Raw genomic sequence first — 2,500 nt, forward strand, 5'->3', positions numbered from 1 at the left:
CCACGAGAAATCCCGCAGGACTTTCTCCCACTCCTGCACTAATCTAGCAGTAGGGAAAATAATCGTTTCAATACTGCCCATGTCGGAGCTGGCTGTTGGAGCTAAGATAAACTAAGGGACGATAGGAGCGCAAAGCAGCCGGCTTTTCCTATCTGTCAAAAAAATCCTCTAAACCGGCCTGCTCATTGTAGGTCGAATTGTAGACAACCGTCGCCCGGACTTTGAGATAAGGCTTACCTGTCTTATCCGTAGCAAACTCATAGCTGCCCTGACGCAGCACCACTGAAATTTTCTGCCGATTCTGAAAAAGCTTGGGCCTGATGCGCTCACTGGCAACCAGGCGGACAGGATAGCCGTAGGCTCCGTCTATTTCAAAATAATGGCCCTTAATAGCGTTGAAATCCGTGATATAGCCGGAAGCAACGGTTCCCGGGCCGGCATCAATGAAAGTCTGAATGACCTCCTGAGGATTTTTTTCCAGCGAAAGCCGCTCGCCGACAATATTGGGTGAAGCCCCCTCAATGCCCAAACGTTTACGCTTGTCATCTGCCTGCTCATAGCGGCCGCGGACAAATCTGAAATCAATCAGCTCACCAACTGCCACATAATCCTGAGGCTGCAGAACCCGTGAATAATACTTATAGCTAAAGGCCTTGTTGGGGATAAAGACCCGTTCCAGATTGGCGGTCAGCACAAACACACCATTGTCCGAAATATAATTGACCATCCCCTTTTGCACATCATGAATAGGCGACCGCTCACTGCCGTCTTCCAGCTCCTGCAAAACCTGACTGTTCAGCAGGTACTCAGCAATATTGATGTCTCCCAAGGCTACATATTCATTTTCCAGCTGCTGCTCCTCCCCTTTTTTAAAAGAGTTGTAGCGTTTGGCAAAGACCACCTGCTTCAAATCAATCACCTTGACCGGAAAAACCTGTCCAATCATTCTGCGCAGCTCCGCAGGCTGATAAAAGCCGGCAATATGCTGGGGGACATAGATACGCAGGCTCTCATATTCCTTCTTGGTCGGCTGGCAGATGACAATATCCTCAAAAAAGACCTGTCCCGTGCTTTCCGATACCTGCTTGGCGGCATCTATCATCCCGACAGCCCGGCAGGAAATCACCGATGCCAAAGCCGCCGTTTCCTTAGCCTTGTTGCCAATATCATGGCGGTTAAAGTTTCTGCCAATCGCATTGGCATAGCTCTCCAAACTGCGCGGAATCCGCTCTGCCGTCTCCAGCCAGTCGGAATCCCCCTCCTGCAGGCTGGCCACATATTTGGAGTCAAGACTGACCCCATTTTTGACTACTTTTTTACATCTGGGTGGGTGGAAGCAATGTCCTGAATTCTTTTCATAACAGCCTTTCTATCAGACCTGTTCGCAAACTGATTTTCCTTAAAATGGCGATGCCGCATCTGAACTCGGCAGGCAAATCCAATCGTTTTACACAGTATAGTCTTTCAGCAGTGACATAGTCTGGGAGAGTAAAAAGGTTCGGGGAACCTTTTAGTTCCTGCCTCGTTTGCTGATGATTTTCATTGAGAAGGAAAGCCAGCCAAAAGACTATATAAAAACAAGAGTTAATTCTATTATATAGAAAAAGCCGGCCATTAATGTTTACGATAAAAAGAAAAGGCGGTGGAGCCTGTCTCACCGCCTGATATGCCATAAAAATCAGCAGAAAATCCTGCAGAACCCGCCATCTTGGCCAGATTTCCGCATTTATGCTGTCAAAAACTCCAAAGGATTCCCTTCACTCCTGCTGGAACTACTTCTATAAAAATCTCTGTTTCAAGGCCGACAGGAAGACCTGCTTTTGCTCTTATCCACAGACTTCTATATCTTTGAAAAAGTGAACGAAGATGCCAATCAACTACTGTGTCCATCTGTTTTTTCTCATGCAGATGCAAAAGACTGGACTTTTGCCCAGCCTCTCCTTGATGAAATCCCGCTGACAAAAACTCCGTTTTTTAGCGGACAGCTCGTCTGCCTCGTTTCTGATTTTTTGACTCAGACTGTTGGAGCAAGACGATGGCCATACGGCTTGATTTCGCAGAGGAAGAAGGGATTTTCCCAGAAGGCTACCAAAGAATCTGCCAAAGTTGATAGCCTAAAAAGAGCGCTATCGTTGGAACAAACAGTGCCCCGTAGGAAAAATGCCGCTTGCGGGCACCCATCCATACAAAGCCGGTAAAAACAAGATCCAATATCAGCAAGCGAACGAAATCGTTACCAAGCAGTGCATACCAAGAGGTATTCATCAGCGTCTCCTTTTTTACAAAAGCAGAACAGACGGATTGCTGGCACTCAAAGAAAATCAAAGATGACAAGGGGTGCAAGTCAAGTCAGTGACCATACATCGCCTCACTGACTTTCGGAGCTGAAACACTTTTGCCTCAGCCTCATCTTAGATTTTCAAAGAGTATGAGATAATAACATAACTATCTGCCAATCTGCTGCCCTAAATAACTATATATCAGTTGCCATCGGCCTCAG

At 46.8% G+C, this 2,500-nt stretch carries 3 protein-coding genes; all 3 read right to left on the bottom strand.

Features of this window, described 5'->3' with window-relative positions:
• Window positions 1-148: 148 nt before the first annotated feature.
• Entirely contained in the window at window positions 149-1,276 is a 1,128-nt protein-coding gene (locus STRDD11_RS07680; protein ID WP_241209364.1) for a hypothetical protein, read from the bottom strand.
• Window positions 1,277-1,734: 458 nt separating this feature from the next.
• Window positions 1,735-1,890: a hypothetical protein gene (locus STRDD11_RS13690; RefSeq protein WP_164828426.1), complete on the bottom strand. Its 156-nt coding sequence runs from the start codon at window positions 1,888-1,890 to the stop codon at window positions 1,735-1,737.
• A gap of 195 nt (window positions 1,891-2,085) precedes the next feature.
• Window positions 2,086-2,265 (bottom strand): hypothetical protein, encoded by a 180-nt coding sequence (locus STRDD11_RS07685; protein ID WP_128836818.1) that lies wholly within the window; start codon window positions 2,263-2,265, stop codon window positions 2,086-2,088.
• Between the last annotated feature and the right edge of the window lie 235 nt (window positions 2,266-2,500).

The organism is Streptococcus sp. DD11, assembly GCF_001578865.1.
Classification (GTDB): Bacteria; Bacillota; Bacilli; order Lactobacillales; family Streptococcaceae; genus Streptococcus; species Streptococcus panodentis.

Coding starts and splice junctions, on each gene's coding strand:
- STRDD11_RS13690 (WP_164828426.1), bottom strand. CDS start 1,890: ATGGACACAGTAGTTGATTGGCATCTTCGTTCACTTTTTCAAAGATAT.
- STRDD11_RS07685 (WP_128836818.1), bottom strand. CDS start 2,265: ATGAATACCTCTTGGTATGCACTGCTTGGTAACGATTTCGTTCGCTTG.